This window comes from Yoonia sp. I 8.24 (assembly GCF_022096995.1).
Lineage (GTDB): Bacteria > Pseudomonadota > Alphaproteobacteria > Rhodobacterales > Rhodobacteraceae > Yoonia.
Window position 1 is genome coordinate 231786 of record NZ_JACXGQ010000005.1, and the last position, 20722, is coordinate 252507.

Annotated in this window: 18 protein-coding genes; 13 read left to right on the forward strand and 5 right to left on the reverse strand. The window is 54.0% G+C overall.

Features of this window, described 5'->3' with window-relative positions; all coding sequences use genetic code 11:
* Window positions 1-41: 41 nt before the first annotated feature.
* Both hrcA and Yoon_RS11930 read left to right on the forward strand, forming a co-directional pair.
* Window positions 42-1106, forward strand: coding sequence for a heat-inducible transcriptional repressor HrcA (gene hrcA, locus Yoon_RS11925; RefSeq protein ID WP_238112462.1), 1065 nt, complete (start codon window positions 42-44; stop codon window positions 1104-1106).
* A gap of 12 nt (window positions 1107-1118) precedes the next feature.
* On the forward strand, window positions 1119-1670 hold the full coding sequence (locus Yoon_RS11930; RefSeq protein WP_238112463.1) for a nucleotide exchange factor GrpE: 552 nt from the start codon (window positions 1119-1121) through the stop codon (window positions 1668-1670).
* A 67-nt stretch (window positions 1671-1737) separates the two neighbouring features.
* Here Yoon_RS11930 and mutS read toward each other — a convergent pair whose 3' ends face one another.
* A complete protein-coding gene (gene mutS, locus Yoon_RS11935; RefSeq protein ID WP_238112464.1) occupies window positions 1738-4365 on the reverse strand; it encodes a DNA mismatch repair protein MutS in 2628 nt (875 codons plus the stop codon).
* A 123-nt stretch (window positions 4366-4488) separates the two neighbouring features.
* On the opposite strand from mutS, the gene Yoon_RS11940 reads away from it, so the two are divergent.
* On the forward strand, window positions 4489-6744 hold the full coding sequence (locus Yoon_RS11940; protein WP_238112465.1) for an NADP-dependent malic enzyme: 2256 nt from the start codon (window positions 4489-4491) through the stop codon (window positions 6742-6744).
* Entirely contained in the window at window positions 6744-7610 is an 867-nt protein-coding gene (locus tag Yoon_RS11945) for a ribokinase (protein ID WP_238112466.1), read from the forward strand. Before Yoon_RS11940 ends, Yoon_RS11945 begins: the two co-directional genes overlap by 1 nt.
* Here Yoon_RS11945 and msrA read toward each other — a convergent pair.
* Window positions 7607-8233, reverse strand: coding sequence for a peptide-methionine (S)-S-oxide reductase MsrA (gene msrA / locus Yoon_RS11950; protein ID WP_370642163.1), 627 nt, complete (start codon window positions 8231-8233; stop codon window positions 7607-7609). The two genes, Yoon_RS11945 and msrA, sit on opposite strands and share 4 nt — an antisense overlap.
* A gap of 131 nt (window positions 8234-8364) precedes the next feature.
* On the opposite strand from msrA, the gene Yoon_RS11955 reads away from it, so the two are divergent.
* Together Yoon_RS11955 and Yoon_RS11960 are read left to right on the forward strand one after the other, a co-directional pair.
* A complete protein-coding gene (locus Yoon_RS11955; protein WP_238112467.1) occupies window positions 8365-9264 on the forward strand; it encodes a D-amino acid aminotransferase in 900 nt (299 codons plus the stop codon).
* On the forward strand, window positions 9261-9959 hold the full coding sequence (locus Yoon_RS11960) for a sulfotransferase (RefSeq protein ID WP_238112468.1): 699 nt from the start codon (window positions 9261-9263) through the stop codon (window positions 9957-9959). The genes Yoon_RS11955 and Yoon_RS11960 overlap by 4 nt, the downstream gene beginning before the upstream one ends.
* On the opposite strand, the gene Yoon_RS11965 is transcribed toward Yoon_RS11960, so the two are convergent.
* Window positions 9954-10241, reverse strand: coding sequence for an SCP2 sterol-binding domain-containing protein (locus tag Yoon_RS11965; RefSeq protein ID WP_238112469.1), 288 nt, complete (start codon window positions 10239-10241; stop codon window positions 9954-9956). The genes Yoon_RS11960 and Yoon_RS11965 overlap by 6 nt on opposite strands.
* Window positions 10242-10377: 136 nt before the next feature.
* Entirely contained in the window at window positions 10378-11592 is a 1215-nt protein-coding gene (locus Yoon_RS11970; protein WP_238112471.1) for an argininosuccinate synthase, read from the reverse strand.
* A 168-nt stretch (window positions 11593-11760) separates the two neighbouring features.
* On the opposite strand from Yoon_RS11970, the gene Yoon_RS11975 reads away from it, so the two are divergent.
* On the forward strand, window positions 11761-12525 hold the full coding sequence (locus tag Yoon_RS11975) for a hypothetical protein (protein ID WP_238112472.1): 765 nt from the start codon (window positions 11761-11763) through the stop codon (window positions 12523-12525).
* On the opposite strand, the gene Yoon_RS11980 is transcribed toward Yoon_RS11975, so the two are convergent.
* Window positions 12514-12951: an NUDIX hydrolase gene (locus tag Yoon_RS11980; protein ID WP_238112473.1), complete on the reverse strand. Its 438-nt coding sequence runs from the start codon at window positions 12949-12951 to the stop codon at window positions 12514-12516. The two genes, Yoon_RS11975 and Yoon_RS11980, sit on opposite strands and share 12 nt — an antisense overlap.
* A gap of 76 nt (window positions 12952-13027) precedes the next feature.
* Between Yoon_RS11980 and Yoon_RS11985 the strand changes: the two genes are divergently transcribed.
* From Yoon_RS11985 to Yoon_RS12010, 6 genes are all read left to right on the forward strand, one after another.
* Entirely contained in the window at window positions 13028-14020 is a 993-nt protein-coding gene (locus Yoon_RS11985; RefSeq protein ID WP_238112474.1) for an Hsp33 family molecular chaperone HslO, read from the forward strand.
* Entirely contained in the window at window positions 14013-14597 is a 585-nt protein-coding gene (locus tag Yoon_RS11990) for a CoA pyrophosphatase (RefSeq protein WP_238112475.1), read from the forward strand. The genes Yoon_RS11985 and Yoon_RS11990 overlap by 8 nt, the downstream gene beginning before the upstream one ends.
* Window positions 14594-15730, forward strand: coding sequence for a CCA tRNA nucleotidyltransferase (locus Yoon_RS11995; RefSeq protein ID WP_238112476.1), 1137 nt, complete (start codon window positions 14594-14596; stop codon window positions 15728-15730). Before Yoon_RS11990 ends, Yoon_RS11995 begins: the two co-directional genes overlap by 4 nt.
* Window positions 15731-15813: 83 nt before the next feature.
* Entirely contained in the window at window positions 15814-17655 is a 1842-nt protein-coding gene (locus tag Yoon_RS12000; RefSeq protein ID WP_238112477.1) for an ABC transporter ATP-binding protein, read from the forward strand.
* Complete coding sequence (locus Yoon_RS12005; RefSeq protein WP_238112478.1) at window positions 17655-19478, forward strand: ABC transporter ATP-binding protein; 1824 nt, start codon at window positions 17655-17657, stop codon at window positions 19476-19478. Before Yoon_RS12000 ends, Yoon_RS12005 begins: the two co-directional genes overlap by 1 nt.
* Entirely contained in the window at window positions 19479-20681 is a 1203-nt protein-coding gene (locus tag Yoon_RS12010) for a class I SAM-dependent RNA methyltransferase (RefSeq protein WP_238112479.1), read from the forward strand.
* The last annotated feature ends 41 nt before the right edge of the window (window positions 20682-20722 follow it).

Below are 20722 nucleotides of genomic sequence, written 5' to 3' on the forward strand. Positions count from 1 at the left end.
CTGACTTCGTTTTAATTGCCCTGCCTTCACCCGAGGATCAGATGCCTGACCAAACGCCTAATATTGCCGATATGAATGACCGATCGCGCGAGGTATTTCGTCGCGTCGTCGAAGGATATCTCGAAAGCGGTGACCCGGTCGGTTCGCGCACATTAACCCGTGATTTTACAGAAAAAGTAAGCGCGGCGACGATCCGAAATGTGATGCAAGACCTTGAATATCTTGGATTACTTGACAGTCCACACGTCAGCGCGGGCCGTATCCCGACACAGTTGGGGCTACGCATGTTTGTGGATGGTCTGCTTGAGGTTGGCGATTTGGACGGCAAAGACCGCCAAACTATTGACCGGACTTTGGGCGGAAATGACACGGATGTGGCTTCCGTACTTGATCAGGTGGGGCAGGCGCTTTCGGGTGTGACCCACGGGGCCAGCCTCGTTTTGACGCCTAAACACGAGGCCGCGATCAAACATATTGATTTTGTTTCACTGTCACGTGAACGCGCGCTTGTTGTTTTGGTGTTCGCCGATGGGCATGTTGAAAACCGGATTTTTACACCACCAGCGGGCCAAACCCCGTCTTCTATGCGCGAAGCCGCTAATTTTTTGAATGCGATTGCCGAAGGGCACACACTTTCCGAACTTGGAAACGTCATTTCACGTGAAATAGCTGCCCGACGTTTGGAAATCGATAGTCTCGCCGCTGATTTGGTCGAAAATGGCTATGCGCTTTGGGAGAATGAAGGTGAACAGAGCGAGCGTCTTATTGTGCGCGGCCGTGGGAATCTGCTCGCCGATGGCGAAAACGAAGCCGACCTTGCCCGGATTCGAAGCCTGTTCGATGACCTTGAACGCAAGCGTGATATCGCGCAGTTCCTTGATTTGGCCGAAGATGGCGACGGCGTGCGCATTTTTATTGGCTCAGAGAACAAATTGTTCTCACTTTCGGGTTCATCTCTGGTCGTTTCACCTTATATGAACGCCGACCATAAGATAATTGGCGCCGTGGGTGTCATTGGGCCGACTCGTTTGAACTACGGGCGGATCGTCCCGATCGTGAACTATACTGCACAGCGGATTGGCAAGCTTGTTGCTGACCGCTCCTAAAGGAAAAAATTGATGGCTGACAACGAAGAGCAACTGCAAAGTCTTGATGAACTCGCGGCTGAAGGCGATGAAATGGATCTTGCTGCAGAAGCTGGCTTTGAAGAAATCGAAGCGCTGCGTGCAGAGCGTGACGAATTTAAAGACAAGTTCATGCGCGCCTTGGCGGATGCCGAAAACATGCGCAAACGGTCTGATCGCGATCGCCGCGAGGCTGAGAATTATGGTGGGTCCAAATTGGCCCGCGATATGCTGCCAGTTTACGACAACATGCGCCGTGCCCTGCAATCTTCTGAAGATGCGGATAAAGAAACCAACGCTGCCTTGCTCGAAGGTGTGGAATTGACGATGCGCGAATTGATCAGCGTGTTCAAAAAACATGGGATTGACCCCATCGTTCCCGAAGTCGGCGATAAATTCGATCCAAAAATCCACCAAGCTATGTTCGAAGCGCCGCTTCCAGGCACCAAAGCTGGCGACATCATTCAGGTCGCCGCCGAAGGCTTTATGTTGCATGACCGTTTGCTACGTGCCGCACAGGTCGGCGTGTCATCGACACCCGCTTAATCATGAATCGCATCAAAGCAGGGCAAACAACCCTGCTTTTTTGAGCTCTCCCGGCTATTTCTGGTCGTTACACCATCCCACGAAGTTCATAGATCAAGGCGAGCGCGTCTTTGGGTGTAAGCTCATCCGGAAGAACGTCTTTTAGGCGCGCCTCGACTTCAGAACCTTTGGTTTGCACGGGTGAAGGCGCGGGTGTCGCGGAAAACAGCGGCAAATCGTCGATCAGTGCTTTTTGGGCGGTTCCGCCACTGCGCTCACCTTGTTCTAATGCCTCCAACACGACTTTGGCTCGCGCGACCACTGCGGGTGGCAACCCGGCAAGACGCGCGACCTGCACGCCGTAACTGCGATCAGCTGTACCGCGTTTGACCTCGTGCAAGAAAATCACATCGCCGTCCCATTCCTTGACGGTGACGGTCGCATTCTCGACGCCGTCCAGTTTGTTCGAAAGGGCAGACATTTCGTGGTAATGCGTCGCAAACAGAGCCCGACAGCGGTTCACATCGTGTAGATGTTCTAATGTCGCCCAAGCAATCGAAAGCCCGTCATAAGTGGCTGTACCGCGGCCAATTTCGTCTAATATGACCAAAGCGCGGTCGTCAGCTTGGTTCAAGATCGCGGCGGTTTCAACCATTTCGACCATGAAAGTGGACCTGCCACGCGCTAGATCATCTGATGCGCCGACACGGCTGAAAATCTGGCTAACAGTGCCGATATGTGCCTTTGCGGCGGGCACAAATGCGCCCATCTGTGCAAGGATTGCAAGCAGTGCATTTTGGCGCAGGAATGTTGACTTACCCGCCATGTTTGGCCCGGTCAGCAGCCAAATATGTGCGTCAGTCAGACCACAATCATTTGCGATAAATGGCTGTCCAGCTTTTTGCAGAGCTGCTTCGACAACCGGGTGGCGCCCACCTGTAATCGTAAAGGCGCGGCTGTCATCAACTACGGGTCGGGTCCAGTTTTCTGCCACTGCTAAATGTGCAAGCGACGCCGCCAAATCAAATTCTGCCAAGGCCCGCGCGAGTGCGCCCAGCGGTCCTGATTGCGCAATAATTGACTGGATCAGGCTGGAATAGAGTCGCTTTTCAATCTCGAGCGCACGTCCGCCTGCGTTCAGAATCCGCGTTTCGATTTCTGACAGTTCAACGGTTGTAAACCGGACCTGGTTGGCCGTCGTCTGACGGTGGATGAAGGTTTCGTTCAGCGGAGCAGCAAGCATTTTTTCGGCATGGGTCGCTGTCGTCTCAATAAAATATCCCAGCACGTTGTTATGTTTGATCTTCAACGATGCGATGCCCGAAAGCTCAACAAATTGTGCCTGCATCGCCGCGATGACAGATCGGCCCTCGTCACGCAGTTTGCGCACCTCATCCAATTCATCATCATAGCCGGGCGCGATAAATCCGCCGTCACGTGATAGCAGTGGGGGTTCTGCAATCAAGGCGTCATCAAGCAGCGTCAACAAGTCATCGTGCCCGGTGAAATCACGCGCGGCTTCGGACAAGATTGTGGGAAGGTCGCCTGTCACCAAATCAGATAGCCCTGCGGCCTGTCCCAATGTGTTGCGAATGGCGGCCATATCGCGCGGACCACCGCGATCAAGCGCGAGACGCGAGAGTGCGCGATCAAGATCATGCACGCTGCGCAATTGGTCACGGATATCTGCGGTCAGTCGTGTGTTCTTGGTTAAGAATTCAACGCAATCTTGCCGCGCATGGATGACGGGCAGGGCGCAAGCGGGCGATGACAAACGCCGTTCGAGTAGGCGCGCACCACCAGCCGTTACGGTGCAATCAATACAGTGCAAAAGCGACCCTTGCTTGCTGCCATTCATCGCTTGAGTAAGCTCAAGCGAGCGCCGGGTTGCGGCGTCAATCTGCATGGCGGCTGATTGGCCTTCTTGGACGGGGGGACGTAAAAGCGGCAGGTTCCCCCGCTGCGTGATATCTAGGTATTCTGCGACCGCAGACATGGCCGATATTTCAACGCGTGAAAAACCGCCAAACGCGTCTAATGACCCGACTTTATACAGATCGCAAAGCCGCTTTTCGCCTGACGTACTGTCAAAGGCAGCGGCCCCTAATGTGGTCAGTGTTGCCCCACTTTCAGAGACTATTTCAGCCCAATCTGCCTCATTTCCATCTATCACAATCACTTCGCGTGGAGTTAAACGGGCCAGTTCGGGGCCAAGTTGCGCGCCGCTACAGGCCATCACGTGAAACGCACCCGTTGAGATATCAACCCAGGCCAACGCGCCCTGATCACGGATCACAGCATAGGCGGCAAGATAGTTATGGCGCCGCGCATCCAGCAGAGAATCTTCGGTCAATGTGCCGGGGGTGACAAGGCGCACGACCTCGCGTTTGACCACGGCTTTATAGCCGCGCTTTTTGGCTTCGGCGGGGCTTTCCATTTGTTCGCAAACCGCGACGCGGAATCCTTTGCGGATGAGCGTCAAAAAATATCCTTCGGCGGCGTGGTGCGGCACGCCACACATCGGGATATCTTCGCCGTTGTGTTTGCCGCGTTTTGTTAATGCGATGTCCAATGCTTCGGCGGCGGCAATCGCGTCGTCAAAGAACATTTCATAAAAATCACCCATCCTATAAAACAGCAGCGCATCAGGATGCTCTGCTTTGATCTCAAGGAATTGCGCCATCATGGGCGTTACGCTGGATTTATTGGTGCTCATTCATGCCCCCGCATCATCATCGAGACATTACCTAGGCGATGTTAGCGACGAAACCCCGAAATGAACCCGTTGCGGGTTCATTCGAGAAACCGTTATGAATGTCGAACAAAATTGGGGGATACCATGGCTAAAACAAAAATGACCCGCGAAGACGCGTTGCAATTCCACATGCAGCCAAATCCAGGTAAGTGGGAAATTCAGGCCACGGTACCGATGACGACACAGCGCGATTTATCGCTGGCGTATTCACCGGGTGTTGCGATCCCCTGCGAAGAAATTCATCGCGATCCTGCAACGGCTTACGACTATACCAACAAGGGAAATTTGGTCGCGGTTGTGTCCAATGGCACCGCAGTTTTGGGCCTGGGGAACCTTGGCGCGCTGGCAGGTAAGCCGGTGATGGAAGGGAAATCAGTTCTCTTCAAACGGTTTGCTGATGTGAACTCGATTGATATCGAATTGGATACCGAAGACCCGGACGCTTTTTGTGACGCGGTACGGCTCATGGGGCCGACATTTGGCGGCATTAACCTTGAGGATATCAAAGCGCCTGAGTGCTTTATCATCGAACAACGGCTTAAAGAGGAAATGGATATACCCGTCTTCCATGATGATCAGCACGGGACAGCGGTGATTTGCGCGGCGGGTCTTCTGAATGCGCTGCATCTGTCTGGCAAGAAAATTGAAGACGTGAAGATAGTGCTGAATGGTGCAGGTGCGGCGGGGATCGCATGTCTTGAGCTGCTTAAATCGATGGGTGCGACCCATGACAACTGCATCATGTGTGATACCAAAGGCGTTATTTATCAAGGTCGTACCGAAGGTATGAACCAGTGGAAATCGGCCCACGCTGCGCATACGGACGCGCGCACGCTTGATGATGCAATGGAAGACTGCGATGTCTTCCTTGGTGTCAGCGCAAAGGGGGCAGTTACGCAGGAAATGGTGAAAAGTATGGCGCCTAACCCTGTGATTTTTGCGATGGCAAATCCGGACCCTGAAATCACGCCCGAAGACGCCCATGCCGTTCGTGAAGATGCCATTGTTGCGACAGGCCGCAGCGATTACCCAAACCAAGTGAACAACGTATTGGGCTTTCCTTACCTGTTTCGCGGTGCGCTTGATATCCATGCCCGCGCAATTAACGATGAAATGAAAATCGCTTGCGCCGAGGCATTGGCCGGGTTGGCGCGCGAAGATGTCCCTGACGAAGTCGCAATGGCTTACGGCAAAAAGCTCACCTTTGGCCGGGATTACATCATTCCGACGCCGTTTGATCCGCGTTTGATTCACCGTATTCCAACCGCTGTTGCGCGTGCGGGCATGAAAACCGGCGTTGCGCGGCGTCCGATTGTCGACATGGAGGCCTATGAGGCCACTTTGATCGGCCGGATGGATCCAACCGCATCAATCTTGCGCAGTTTGAACGCCCGTGCGCGTGCGAATCAATCAACCGTCGTTTTTGCGGAAGGTGACGATCCGCGCGTTTTGCGTGCTGCCGTGATGTACCAGCGCGCTGGGCTTGGTAAGGCGCTTGTTGTTGGGCGTGACGCGGATGTAGCTGAAAAGTTGACAGCCGAAGGGCTCGCCGATGCGGTTGCGGAATTGACCGTCGTTAATGCGGCTTCGACGGATCATCTTGAGACTTACAAAGAGTTCTTGAACACGCGTTTGCAGCGCAAAGGGTACGATGGCCAGGATATTCACCGGCTTGCCGCCCGTGACCGCCACGTTTTTGCAGCTTTGATGGTCGCCCATGGCCATGCCGATGGGATGGTGACCGGGGCGACCCGCAAATCGGCGCATGTGCTTGAGCTTATTAACCATGTATTTGACGCGCAGCCGCATGATGGCGCGGTTGGTGTCACGGCGGTACTGCATAAGGGACGGATCGTGTTGATCACGGATACATTGGTTCACGAATGGCCGGACGAACAAGATTTGGGCGATATTGCCGAACGTGGCGCATCTGTTGCACGCGCGTTGGGTCTTGATCCGCGCGTTGCCTTCTTGTCGTTTTCGACCTTTGGCTATCCGGTCTCGGAGCGGGCCGAGAAAATGCACAAGGCCGCCAGCGTATTGGACGGGCGGAACGTCGACTTTGAATATGAAGGCGAAATGACAGTTGATGTTGCGCTTAATGTGCAAGCGCAGGAAAATTACCCGTTCTCACGCCTGACCGGGCCTGCAAACGTGCTTGTTGTACCTGCACGGCATTCGGCGTCGATTTCTGTCAAACTGATGCAAGAAATGGCGGGCGCTACTGTTATTGGTCCAATCCTTTCGGGCGTCGGCAAGCCGGTTCAGATTTGTTCAACGGTTTCCACAGTAAACGACATCATGAATATGGCTGTGATCGCAGCCTGTAAGGTCGACTAATGGCAATTTGGAACCTCGGATCGATCAATGTCGATATCGTCTATGCGGTGCCGCATATTTTGGCTCCCGGTGAAACGCTTGCCTCAACGCAGCGTGACACGTTTCTAGGCGGAAAAGGTGCGAATATGTCTGTTGCTGCAGCCCGCGCGGCCGCCCGCGTAAATCATATCGGTGCGGTCGGGCATGATGGGGTTTGGGCGTCGGATCGGTTGCTTGAATACGGCGTCGATACCCGGAATATTACTGTGTTAGACACTGATACCGCCCAGGCGATCATCATGGTTGATCCCCACGGTGAAAATGCGATTGTGCTGCATCCGGGTGCCAACGTTGAAATTCCACAAACGGTTTTGCAAACCGCGATGGCCGAGGCGCAGACAGGCGATTGGATCGTTTTACAAAACGAAACCAATCTTCAGCGCACCGCAGCGCGTATGGGTAAAAAAATGGGTCTTAGGGTCGCCTATGCTGCCGCCCCATTTGACGCAGACCGCGTGATGGCGGTCTTGCCATACTTGGATTTCTTGATCCTGAATGCAGTCGAAGCTGCACAGCTTCAGGCGGCGACCGGGCAAGAGCCGCAAGACCTGCCTGTCCGCGATGTGATTGTGACCTTGGGTGCCGATGGTGCTGATTGGTACGGACCCAGCAAAAAACAGCATTTTGTCGCGATTAATGTTGATCCGGTGGATACAACCGGCGCTGGGGACACGTTTACAGGCTATGTTCTAGCAGGGCTTGATCGCGGTATGACGATGGAGCAGGCCATCGGGCAGGCGACCAAGGCGAGCGCCTTGATGGTCACCCGCCATGGCACGGCAGATGTGATCCCGGACTTGTCCGAGGTCACCGCGTTTCGGCCTTAGTGCGTAAACGGCGCAGCATCACCCCATAGTTCTGACACACGTTGATCCCGCCCGCAGGCGTTGCGGTAAAATGCATAGGCTTCGCTTTGGCGTTTCGGCCCACGGCGGGTCAGCACAATAGATTCCCCTGCATAGTAATCTTGGTGGTAGGCTTCGGCTTCGTAAAACTGAGATTCTTGCAAAATGGGCGTTACAATGCGCTGACCAAGATCGTTTTGTGCGGCGGTCAAAGCGGCCTGAGCAGAGGCAGTTTCAGCATTGTTAGAGACGAAAATGGCCGTGCGGTAGACATCCCCGCGATCACAAAACTGACCACCGGCATCTGTCGGGTCGATAGATCTGAAAAACGCGTGAAGCAATTGGTCATAGCTCACGATGTCGGCGTCATAAGTGATTTGTACGGCTTCATAGTGGCCGGACCCTTTGATCGTTTCATAGGTAGGGTTTGCTGTGGTGCCACCGGTGTAACCTGACACGACCTCGATTACGCCGTTTACCTTTTCAAAGTCACTTTCGACACACCAAAAGCATCCGCCAGCAACAGTGGCAGTTTGGATATCTTCGGCCGCGGCCATTTGGGCCGCAGGGATCATAAGAACGGCGGCAATCATTGATTTAAGCATTGGGTACTCCTTTAGTCGCATCCTGTTTAATGGGGCGTGGCTGCGCAATGCACGGCGGTGTGATCTCACGCGGTGTTTATCGCTTGGAACATTTGACGAGCTGTCCTAGCGTCCATTCAAAGGAGCCTATAATGACTGAAGTCACCACCCATCAAGCCGCCGAAGATTTACGGAACGAAGAAATTCTCATCTATCTCAACGGGCAGATCGTGCCCAAGGCCCAAGCCACCGTCAGCGTCTATGACAGCGGCTTTATGTTGGGTGACGGCGTGTGGGAAGGTTTGCGTTTATACGATGGAAAATGGGCGTTCTTGGACGAGCATATGGACCGTCTATTTGAGGCTGCCAAAGCAATTGATCTTGATATCAGGCTCGACCGAAAAGGTATCGTTTCAGCCTTGTTAGAGACACAAAAGGCGAATGAAATGACCACCGACGCCCATGCGCGACTAATGGTGACACGTGGGACAAAAACAAGGCCTTTTCAGCACCCGAGCTTATCCCAGCAAGGCCCGACATTCGTGATTATCATGGAGCATTCTCAGCCCAAAATCCAGCGTCCCATCACGCTTTCTACGGTTCCGCACTTACGTGGGTTGCCGATGACCCAAGATCCAAAACTGAACAGCCATTCCAAACTGAACTGTATCCTTGCCTGCATCGCCGCACAAAAGGCCGGCGCGGATGAGGCGTTGATGCTTGACCTGCATGGATTCGTGAATACGACCAACGCTTGTAACTTTTTTATTGTGAAAAAGGGGGCCGTTTGGACCAGCACGGGTGACTATTGCATGAATGGTATCACCCGCCAAAAGGTGATCGATCTGTGCCGTGCCAATGATATTCCAGTTTTTGAGCGCAATTTCAGTCTGGTAGACACCTACTCGGCGGATGAAGCGTTTCTGACGGGCACATTTGGCGCACAGACCCCAGTTAGCATGATTGATGGGCGTGTGATTGGGACGGGTGAATTGGGGCCGATGACCATGCGATTGCGTGAACTTTACAAAGATTTGGTGGACCGTTCATGAGAATTGCAATGTGGTCGGGCCCGCGCAACCTGTCGACGGCGATGATGTATAGCTTTGGCAACCGTTCCGATTTCGCGGTTTGGGATGAACCATTCTATGCAGCGTATCTTGCGACGACGGGTTTAGATCACCCGATGCGCGATGATATATTGGCTGCCCATGAAGCAGATCCAAACAAAGTTGCCACGCGCTGTATCGACGCTATTCCAGCGCAAAAGCCATATTTCTATATGAAGCATATGCCGCATCATATGATCAACGAGGTGCCGCTTGATTGGGCACACGACTGTGTAAACGTACATCTGATCCGCCACCCCGCACGGGTGATCGCGTCTTATGGTGAGAAGCGGTCGGAGATGAATTTTGACGATATCGGCTTTGCGCAGCAGGCAGCGATCTATGATAAATTCGGAGGATATGTGATCGACAGCGCCGATATTCGGGCCAACCCGGAAATGATGCTGCGCAAACTGTGCGATGCAATTGGATTGGATTTCGATCCGGCGATGTTGTCCTGGCCAGCAGGTCCGCATGAGGGGGACGGAATCTGGGCGTCACATTGGTATAATGCCGTGCATAAAAGCACAGGGTTCGCGGGCGCCGAAGGGCCGCTGCCAGAACTTGAGGGCGCAGCCGCTGAACTTTGCGCGCAAGCCCTGCCGTATTACGAAAGGCTTGCGGCGTTGAAACTATGATTTCAGAAATTCGCCGAGCTTCATCGCGACAGTCATATCGCCCGAAACTTTGATCTTGCCCAACGCAAAGGCTGTCATAGGGTTCAGATCGCCCTTGATCAGTTTGGATAGGTTGGATTCGGAAAGATGAATTGTGCAATCCGCAGGAAGGTCAGCCAATTCGGCTTTTTGATCGACGAGCGTAATTGCGCCGCTGTCTTTGCAGTCGAATTTGATCACCTTGTCCAATTCAACTTTGTCTAATCCACGCTGCATTTTCGCTGCGATTTCTTCCAAGGACATGGTGCCTCCTGCGTTTTGTTATGACGGCTTGTTTGCGGTGAACAAAAGGCGATGTCTATGAAGACGTTACGGCGTCTTGGAACGCTATATGCGTGAAAGCGAAGCGCGCTAAGTTCTGGCGCGCTTCGCTGGTACTTTAGGCTTTGCGGTTACGCGCTGCCAGCAATTTCAAACGCAGCGCGTTCAGCTGGATAAAGCCTTGAGCGTCGGTTTGGTCATAGGCGCCGGCGTCGTCTTCGAACGTTACGTGGGCCTCGGAATAAAGCGACTGATCCGACCAGCGCGCGACCGTGTTCACGGAGCCTTTGTACAGTTTCACACGCACGGTGCCGCTGACATGTTCTTGCGATTTGTCGATCATCGCCTGCATCATTTCGCGCTCTGGCGAGAACCAGAATCCGTTGTAGATCAGTTCAGCATAGCGCGGCATGATGCTGTCTTTGAGGTGCCCAGCGCCGGAATCCAACGTGATTTGTTCGATCCCGCGGTGCGCCTCTAGCAAAACAGTACCACCCGGCGTTTCATAGATGCCACGTGATTTCATACCGACAAAACGGTTTTCAACCAGATCAAGACGCCCAACACCGTGCTTGCCGCCCAGTTCGTTCAGCTTCGTCAGAATGGTCGCGGGTGACATTGCTTCACCGTTGATTGCAACAGCGTCGCCTTTTTCAAACGTTACTTCGACCATTTCAGGTGTGTCTGGCGCATCTTCTGGGCTGACGGTGCGCTGATAGACGTATTCTGGCGCTTCCTGTGCCGGATCTTCCAGCACTTTGCCTTCGGAGGATGTGTGCAACAGGTTCGCGTCGACACTGAACGGCGCTTCGCCGCGTTTGTCTTTGGCAACGGGGATTTGGTTCAGCTCAGCAAACTCAAGCAATTTGGTCCGGCTTGACAGATCCCATTCTCGCCAAGGCGCGACGACCTTAATATCGGGGTTCAGCGCATAGGCGGCCAGTTCAAACCGTACCTGATCGTTGCCTTTGCCGGTTGCGCCGTGGGCGACCGCATCGGCGCCTTCCGCGGCAGCGATTTCAACCAAACGTTTTGAAATCAATGGACGCGCGATTGATGTGCCTAGCAGGTAAATGCCTTCGTACACGGCGTTTGCGCGGAACATCGGGAACACAAAGTCGCGCACGAATTCTTCACGCAGGTCTTCGATATAGATGGCGCTCGCGCCCATCATCTCGGCCTTTTTGCGGGCAGGTTCCAGTTCTTCACCTTGGCCAAGATCAGCCGTAAACGTAACAACCTCGCACCCGTATTCCGTCTGAAGCCATTTCAGAATGATCGAAGTATCGAGGCCACCAGAATAGGCGAGAACAACTTTTTTCGGAGCGGTCATGCGAGGGCCTTTTTTGTCAGGGTTATTTACCCCGCGCGATAACGGTTTTCTGTCGGTAGAGCAAGGATAGCGCCGTTGACGAACACCATGTTGCATGCGACGAAGTGGCAACTCGCTTAAAAAGGGAATATTTTTGTGGCTTTTCAAATAATACGGCACGCGTTTGCCATGATTTTCAACAATTTCGGGCAGGCACTGCGCGTGTCTGTGGGGCCTTACGTTTTATTGATTGTTGTCTCGGTCAGCGTTTTTTGGTCGTTGGGCCTACTGCCGTTACTGGCTCAGATGGGTGCAGACCAAGTCACACCAGAGCAATTGTTGGCCTCTGACGGCCCAATTATCGTGGCTATCTTGGTTACAGTCGTCTTTGCAGTTTTTGTCGCGGCATGGGTCGCAGTCTCTTGGCATCGGTATATTTTACTTGAGGAATATAGCGGTATATTGCCTACAGTGTCAGGCCGCCCAATTTGGCCTTATGTCGGTGTGAGTATGCAGTTGGGGTTTTTGATTGCAATTTTGGGATTGATCATCGGCATGATTATGGGATTGGTCTTGATCCCGTTTTCTGCAGCTGGACCAGCCGGGTTGTACTTGGGTGGTGCGATCGTCGGCATCGTCATGATCGCAATACTGTCGCTCATGTGGTTCCGCATGGGTGTAGCTTTGCCAGCGACGGCTGTTGGAAAGCCGATTAAGCTAAGCGAGGCTTGGAGGGCGACATCGAAAATCAACGGTACAATTATTGGCATTGTGTTGATCATCGCAGTTGTGTCGTTCATCGCGGGCGTAGCGACGCAAGGGTTATACCAAATTCATCCCGTCATCGGTGTTGCCACTGATCTGTTTGTGCAGTGGGTGAATTTGATGGTTGGCGTCAGCATTCTGACCACCCTCTACGGTCACGTGATCGAAGGGCGGCCGTTAATCGACTAATCCCGCCACAAACGCCGCGTCGCCGTCATTGGAAAGTTCATGAACGGCGGCGCGGGGGTCCATCCAGACGGCGTGATGCCCCTTTTCAGTTGGGGGGCCGTGCGGGCGCACCGGGCGCGCCAGATAGATGTGGCAGATTTTTTCGGCGTTCAGGTCATACTCAGGCATATAGACAAACCGCCGGAACGCGCCGAGCCGTAAGGGCTTGGCAATCCGCCAGCCGGTTTCTTCGAATACTTCGCGATGAAGCGCCTGAATGGGGCTTTCGCCGGGGTCTATGCCGCCGCCGGGCAGCTGAAATTCGAAATGCGGGTCTTCTTGGTAGGTCAGCAATAATTGCCCGTCACGCGGCAGAATTGCATAGGCGCCGGGGCGTAATTTATAGCTGTGACCCCGTTTTGGGCTCTTTCCGTACCGTTTGATCATCTCTTACCCCTTGGACCGTGGCTTGTCCTGACTATATAGGCGCGGTATGCCAATTCCTGACATGTAAGGAAACCCTATGAGCCACAGCGCCAAAATCGCTTGGGACGATACCGTCCTGCCATTTCAACTTGATGCTTCCGACATCCGTGGACGGGTGGCGCGGTTGGATGGTGTGCTAGAACAGGTTCTGGCACAGCATGATTATCCACCGATGATCGAAGGGCTGATTGCCGAAATGGCGTTGTTGACCGCGATGATTGGTCAGTCGATGAAACCACGCTGGAAGCTTTCGCTTCAAGTGCGCGGCGATGGGCCGATCCGCCATATCGCGACCGACTATTATAGCGCTGAAAAAGATGGTGAACCTGCCAGAATCCGCGCTTATGCATCATTTGATCGCGAAACAATTGATTTGAAAGCTGTCCCTGCAAGCCAGTTTGGCAAAGGTTATTTTGCCCTGATGATAGATCAGGGGCCGGATATGGCGCCCTATCAGGGTGTTACACCGATCTCAGGCGGATCGCTGGCCAAAAGCGCCGAAGTGTATTTTGCGCAATCAGAACAGCTGCCGACGCGTTTTTCGCTGACATTTGGTCAATCGCAGGTGCCTGGTGAAGCCGCCCATTGGCGGGCTGGCGGCATTATGTTGCAACAAATGCCCAAGGCGTCGCCTTCAGTGAGCGGCGAAGGCGGTTCAGGCGAGGATGGTTTGCTTGACGCGACTGATTTGCTGACAGAAGACGAATCCGAAAACTGGACCCGTGCGAATGCGTTGCTGGATACTGTCGAAGATATCGAATTGATCGGCCCGTCGGTCACCCCGACGGATTTGCTGGTGCGTTTGTTCCACGAAGAACAGCCGCGTGTTTATGATGCGCAGCCCGTGAAATTCGGCTGTACCTGCTCCGAAGATCGTGTGCGCCAAAGCCTGTCGATCTATTCGGCCAAAGACATTGCAACGATGACAACCGATGAGGGCACAGTGACCGCTGATTGCCAATTCTGCGGCGCACATTACGTTTTCGATCCCACGACATTGGGGTTTGAAGCCAAAGAAAACGGTGCCTGATTTACGCACAAAAATTGATGATGCGCTGTCTTCTACTGGCGGCGCGTCGTCTGATTTTGATCTGAATAAATCGATCGAACCTGCCGGATTGACGCAAACACCGGCTGCCGTTCTTTTGGCTATTCACCCTGTGTTAGAGACTGTAATTCTTACAAAACGCTCAGCACGGCTTAAGCACCACCCGGGCCAGATTGCGTTCCCAGGTGGCAAGCAAGATCCAACAGATGCAACGCTGACAGATGCCGCATTGCGCGAAGCCCACGAAGAAATTGGACTGCCTTACGGAATTGTGGATGTATTGGGGGCATTGCCGACCCACCAAACGGTTACTGGCTACCAGATGACCCCAATCGTTGGCGTGCTGACCGCAGATTTTGATCCGATCCCTGAGGCTGGCGAAGTCAGCGAAGTGTTTGAAGTTCCCCTTGCGCATCTCGCCAATCCTGAAAACTATCGGATCGAAGGGCGGTATTGGCGCGGACAACGCCGCGAATATTACACCGTGCCGTACGGCCCATATTACATCTGGGGCGCAACGGCGCGAATCTTGCGCGGCTTGGCGGATCGCTTGCAATGACCCGGATTAATGCGCCTTGGTTGACGGATGCGGCCGCCCAAAAGGTTTGCGGCATGTTGGTCGATGCAGGCTACCAAGCGTGGTTTGTCGGCGGTTGCGTGCGCAATGCGCTTTTGGGTGCGCCCGTCGCCGATTTGGATCTGTCGACAGATGCTCATCCCGATACCGTGATCGCGCTTGCAAAGGCGGCCGGTTGCGCAGTGGTTCCGACTGGTATCGCGCATGGAACAGTTACTGTTATTGCCCAAAACGTACCTTTTGAAATCACGACCTTTCGCCGCGACGTCGCAACAGATGGGCGGCGGGCGACGGTCGCTTTTGCTGATAACATGACAGACGACGCTCGGCGTCGCGATTTCACGATGAACGCGCTTTATGCCGGAAGCGACGGGGTGGTTGTCGATCCGCTAGGCGGATTGCCCGACCTCGATGCGCGTCGTGTGCGGTTTATCGAAGACGCTGACCAGCGGATCAAAGAAGACTATCTGCGTATCTTGCGCTATTTCCGGTTTCACGCTTGGTATGGCGATATGGACGAAGGGCCTGACCCTGACGCGCTGGCGGCTTGCGCCGCGAATGTCGAAGGGTTGCAAACGCTGTCGTCTGAACGGATCACAAGCGAGTTGCTCAAGCTATTGGCAGCCCCTGATCCCGCGCCGGCGGTGGGATCAATGGACGCGACGGGTGGGTTGGCACAAATATTGCCGGGCGCAAATGCGCCGATGCTCGCGGTTTTGGTGCATGTCGAAGAACAAGCTGGGTTGCCCGCTGATGCGTTGCGGCGTTTGGCTGTTATCGGTGGAGACAGATCCTGTCTACGCCTGGCAAATGACGCGAAAAATCGGCTTGAGCACATGCAAAGCAGTTTTGAGGCGGGCGCGCTTGGCTACTATTTTGGGGCGCAAGTTGCGCATGATGCTTTAGCGGTGCGCGCTGCCAGTTTGGGTGAACTAGTAGACCCTGACATGGCTAAAATGGCAAATTTTGGGGCGCAACAAACATTTCCGCTTGCGGCGGCTGATCTTATGCCGGGGCTGCAAGGGCCAGCGTTAGGCCGTGCATTAAAATCAGCAAAGGCGCGTTGGGTTGCTTCTGGGTTTACCTTGACCAAAGCCGAGTTGATGGATGCCTAAGGCGTGATCGCACACAGGAAAACCACTGGTTTTCCTTGCGTGTAAACCTTGCTATGTCCTGTCTGTATCCGAAAGGCAGGTCCATGTTTCGATTTTTCGAAGGTCTGATCGATCCTTACACACCCTACAAGGAAACAGATGTGCCGCCGACGCGGCTCTACCCATTTTTGCGGGCCTATGCGCAGCCATTTATGCCGGTGTTTTATCTAACGGCGGGTGTGTCCGTCGTCATCGCAGCGGTAGAAATTTGGCTTTTGGGGTACCTTGGGCGTCTGGTCGATATGTTGACTGGTACACCGGAAGACGTTTGGCTTAAAAACGGAACCGAACTTATTTTGGTTGCGATTTTTATTCTGACGTTGCGCCCCGCAGTTCATATTTTCCAAGTTCTTTTACTGAATAATACGATCTTGCCAAATTTCGGAACCTTGGTGCGCTGGCGCGCCCATCGCCATGTTTTGCGGCAATCTGTCGGTTGGTTCGAAGATGATTTCGCCGGGCGGATTGCGAACCGCATCATGCAAACGCCGCCCGCCGCTGGCGAGGTCGTGTTCCAACTTTTTGACGCGATTACATTTGCGCTTGCCTATGTCATCGGGGCGGCAGTTTTGTTGGGGCAGGCTGATCTGTGGCTGATGGTGCCGCTTGCGTTTTGGTTCGTACCCTATGTGTTTTTGTTGCGTTGGGTTGTCCGGCGGATTGGCCCGGCGTCTGAGGCGTCATCAAACGCACGTAGCGCGATTACGGGCCGCGTGGTCGATAGCTATACAAATATTCATTCCGTCAAAATGTTTGCGCATCACGACCGCGAAGTCGCTTATGCCAAAGACGCGATCGAGGAAGCCAGACGCACATTCCAAATCGAAATGCGCCTCTATACGATTATGGACATCGCGCTGATGACCTTGAATGGCCTGCTGATTGTTGGGGTCGTCGGGTGGTCGCTCTACCTGTGGATGCAAGGGATTGCATCGGTTGGGGTGGTTGCTGTGGCCACGTCACTTGCATTGCGATTGAACGCGATGTCGGGGTGGATCATGTGGGCTGTTAGTAATTTTTTCCGCGAATTGGGTGTTGTGGCCGAAGGTATGAAAACCATCGCGCAGCCGATCGCCCTGTTAGATGACACTGACGCCTCAGCGCTGCAATCAGGCGCAGGTGAAGTAAAAATAACCGATCTTTCGCATCACTATGGCAAAGAAAGCGGTGGTTTAGACAAGATCAACCTGACCATCGCACCTGGTGAAAAAGTTGGACTTGTCGGCCAGTCAGGGGCAGGAAAATCGACCTTGGTGAAGCTTTTGCTGCGGTTTTACGACGCCGAATCCGGTCAGATCGCGATTGATGGCCAAGATATTTCATCTGTTCATCAAGAAAGCCTGCGGCGTGTCATTGGAATGGTGCAACAAGATTCGTCACTGTTGCACCGCTCAGTGCGCGAAAACATCCTGTATGGAAACCCTGAGGCGAGCGAAGATCAGATGATCGCTGCCGCCCGCAAAGCCGAGGCACATGATTTTATCCTTGGGCTCGCGGATGCCGAAGGCAACACGGGTTATGACGCGCGGGTTGGCGAACGGGGGGTCAAATTGTCAGGTGGGCAGCGGCAGCGTATCGCGCTTGCGCGCGTGATTTTAAAGGACGCACCGATCTTGTTGCTGGATGAAGCGACTAGCGCCCTTGATAGCGAGGTCGAAGCCGCAATTTTGCAAACACTTTACGGCATGATGCAGGGAAAAACGGTGATCGCCATCGCCCATCGCCTGTCCACCATTGCACAGATGGACCGCATCATTGTTATGGATCACGGTCGGATCATTGAAGACGGCACCCACGACGCATTGCTGGCGGCGGGCGGTCAATACGCGCGTTTCTGGGCCCGTCAATCTGGCGGGTTCTTAGGTGAAAAAGAGCAGGACAAATAATGAAGCCAGAAAACTGGATCGATCCCGTTGCACCCGCCAATGGGTCGCCGCCACAAACCCTTTTGGCATTTATGCATTGGTGTATGCGCGGTAGCTTAAAAATTGTGACTTTGGCTGGAATAGTGTCTGCTTTGGCAGGCACGATTGAGGTCGTTACCGCTGTGATGTTGGGCTGGGTCATTGATGCGGCGCTGGGTGGTGCGGCCGAAACGTATTTCTCGCAAAACGCGCTGTTACTGCTTGGGGTCACAGCATTCTTTATCGTTGCGCGCCCTATTCTGTTGGGGATGTCGGGGGTGTTGCAAAACGTGGTGGTGGCACCTTCGTTAGGGAACCTAATTTTGTCGCGTCTCCATCGTCATACGATTGGACAGGCCGTGACATTCTTTGACGAAGATTTTGCGGGCCGGATCGCGCAAAAGCAGATGCAAGCGGCACGCGCCGCAACGGATCTTGCCGTTGATATGATCCACACTGTTGCATTTGCACTCGCGTCTCTTGTTGGCTCTGTGCTGCTATTGATGACAATTGATGTCCGCTCTGCGGCGTTACTGACGGTTTGGGTTGCTGCCTATTTTGGAATGATCCGGTATTTTATGCCACGCATACGGGTGCGCGCCAAAGCGCGTGCAGCTATGCGTGCGACGGTGACCGGGCAAGTTGTTGATACGATTACCAATATCAAGACCGTAAAACTATTTGCACATGATGAATTTGAAGATCGCGCAGCCCTTGAATCAATGGAAAACTATCGGACGCGTGCCATTCATTATGGCTGGCTATCTGCGACTTTTCGATTTTGCTTGATGGGTTTGGCCGGGATTTTGCCAGTGCTTCTGGTTGGGATCACGCTGTATTTTTGGTCTGTTGGCACCGCCTCTGCGGGGGACATTGCCGTCGCAGGCGCGATTTCGTTGCGCCTGTCACAGATGACCGGGTGGGTCAGTTTCACGCTTATGGGGATGTACGCCAATGTTGGCGAACTCGAAGACGCGATGAACACGCTAAGCCCCGAACACACATTGACCGACGCGCCAGACCCAAAGGTGCTTCGTGCGGATCAGGGTGCTATTGCGCTGAATGACGTTAGTTTTCGCTATGGCGGCGGGCCCGGCGGGCTTGATGGAGTGACGCTTTCGGTCAAATCGGGTGAAAAACTGGGGCTTGTTGGTGCCTCTGGTGCTGGGAAATCGACCTTGGTTGCGCTTTTGTTGCGGCTTTATGATACCGAAGACGGGTCTGTGATGATCGATGGGCAGGATATCCGTGATGTGACCCAAGCAAGCCTGCGTAGCCAAATCGCGATGGTCACGCAAGAAACCGCGATGTTCAACAGGTCCGCCGTCGATAACATCCGCTATGGGAAACCGGATGCATCGGAAGCAGAAATCGAAGCGGCCGCCGCGCAGGCAGAGGCGCATGAGTTCATCGAAAAGCTCGTCGATCACAATGGGCGCACCGGATACGACGCACATCTAGGCGAACGCGGCGTTAAGCTATCAGGCGGTCAACGACAGCGGATCGCAATTGCCCGTGCCATCCTAAAAGATGCCCCGATTTTGGTTTTGGATGAGGCGACAAGTGCGCTCGATTCCGAGGTGGAGGCATCGATTCAAGGCGCGTTAGAGTCTATTATGAGCAATAAGACCGTCATTGCAATTGCGCACCGATTATCCACATTGGCGCAGATGGATAGGATCATCGTGCTTGACGCGGGGCGTATAGTTGAACAAGGAACACACGATGAATTGCTGATCAAGGATGGGCTTTATGCCCGCTACTGGCATCGGCAATCGGGTGGATTTATAGATGCGGCGGAATAAATGTTAACAATCGAAAGCCTGACACACCTTGGTATGGGGCGCGCATCTGATGGGCGGTCCTTGCTCCCGCGTGTTTTACCGGGGGAAGAGGTCGACGTCGCCCAAGATGGTTCTGTAAGGATCGTGACCCCTTCGGCGGACCGGGTCGCAGCCCCTTGTCGGCATTACAAATCATGTGGCGGTTGCGCGATGCAACACGCGACCGATGCGTTTGTTGCAGATTGGAAGCTAGGGATTGTCCAAAAAGCAGTGCATGCGCATGGGCTGTCGCCCGAATTTCATGCTGTACAAACTTCGCCTGCGAATTCACGTCGGCGTGCCAAGTTTTCCGGGCGTCGCACCAAGAAAGGCGCAATGGTCGGATTTCATGGTCGGGCTTCGCACACGTTGTTCGCAGTGCCTGATTGCCAGTTGGTCACGCCAGCGTTGTTGGATATCTTGCCAGCGCTGGAAGCATTGACCGTGCTGGCCTGTTCACGCAAAGGCGAAATTGACCTGACCCTGACAGACGCGCCGCTTGGCCCGGATGTCTTGGTGACGACCGACAAAGAATTGACGCCGCAGCTACGGATCGAAGTGGCCGCATTCGCAAACCATCACGGGCTGTCGCGGCTGGTATGGAACGACGAACCCGTTGTGACCATCAACGCCCCGGCCCAGGATTTCGTTGGAGCTAAGGTGACACCGCCCCCTGGTGCGTTCTTGCAGGCGACCAAACATGGGGAAATGACGCTGTTGCAAGCGGTTGAAGAAATCACAGGCAAAGCGCAGCGCGTTGTTGACCTATTCGCTGGCTGCGGCACCTTCACGCTACCGCTCGCGAAACGCGCAGAGGTTCACGCTGTTGAAGGGGAAGCTGAAATGCTTTCGGCGCTTGATCGTGGTTGGCGAGCTGGGCATGAGCTGCGCAAAGTCACCACAGAAACGCGCGATCTGTTCCGCCGCCCGCTCGAACCCGATGAATTGCGTCACTTTGATACGGCGGTGATTGACCCACCCCGCGCAGGGGCCGATGCGCAAATTGCGACGCTCGCAAGGTCTGACATCAAGACAATCGCGATGGTGTCCTGTAACCCGATCACATTCGCGCGCGATGCAAATACGCTGGTGGACGCCGGGTTTGAGATGCCGTGGGTGCAAACCGTGGATCAATTCCGTTGGTCCCCGCATGTCGAAATGGTTGCAGCCTTCACGCGAAAATGAAGTTCAGTTTGAAAAAATCCTACCTTTTGCCACAATTCATC